Below are 710 nucleotides of genomic sequence, written 5' to 3'. Positions count from 1 at the left end.
CATGTCACGACGAATCCGTTCTTCACTCCCACGCAGTACGGCGCGCAGGACGCCTGCGCGTTGCTCGGCACCGAGTTCCAGTGGACGGGTTCGAAGGACTCGATCGTGGCCGAGATGGTCAACGCGTGCAACACCGCGATCTCGGCCAAGGCCGACGGGCTGGCGGTGGCGGTGGTGGACAAGGCGGCCTTCCGTGAGCCGGTGAACCGGGCGCTGGACGCGGGCATCCCGGTGGTGTCGTACAACGCGGACGGGGCGCGTGACGACAAGGGCAGCGCGCGGCTGGCCTACATCGGGCAGGGGCTGTACGAGTCGGGGTACGCGCTGGGCCAGCGTGCCCTGCAGCAGGTGGAGTCGGGATCGGTGGTGGGGTTCATCGCGACTCCGGGGGCGTTGAACATCCAGCCCAGGATCGACGGGGCCGAGCAGGCGATCAAGGATTCGGGCAGGTCCATCACGTTCACGGCGGTCGGCACGAACGCGGACGTGACGCGGGGTCTGTCGATCATCGACGCCTACGCCCAGGGGCATCAGGACGTGGCGGGCATGCTGGCGGTGGACGCCGGCTCGACGCAGTCGGTGGGGCAGACCGTGAAGAAGTACTCGATGCGGGCCAAGGGGCTGAAGGTGGCCGGCGGGTTCGATCTGGTGCCGGAGACGCTGGCGGCGGTGAAGTCGGGCGATCTCGACTACACCATCGACCAGCAGCC

General features: G+C 68.5%; 1 protein-coding gene. It reads left to right on the top strand.

The window, feature by feature from the left end; all coding sequences use genetic code 11:
- The coding region (locus ABD331_RS60720) for a substrate-binding domain-containing protein (RefSeq protein ID WP_344496719.1) at positions 1–710 on the top strand (710 nt) is incomplete at both ends.

This window comes from Nonomuraea monospora (assembly GCF_039531895.1).
GTDB classification, from domain to species: Bacteria; Actinomycetota; Actinomycetes; order Streptosporangiales; family Streptosporangiaceae; genus Nonomuraea; species Nonomuraea monospora.
Note: the sequence above shows the minus strand (reverse complement) of the source record. Positions and strands in the feature narration are given on the sequence as shown.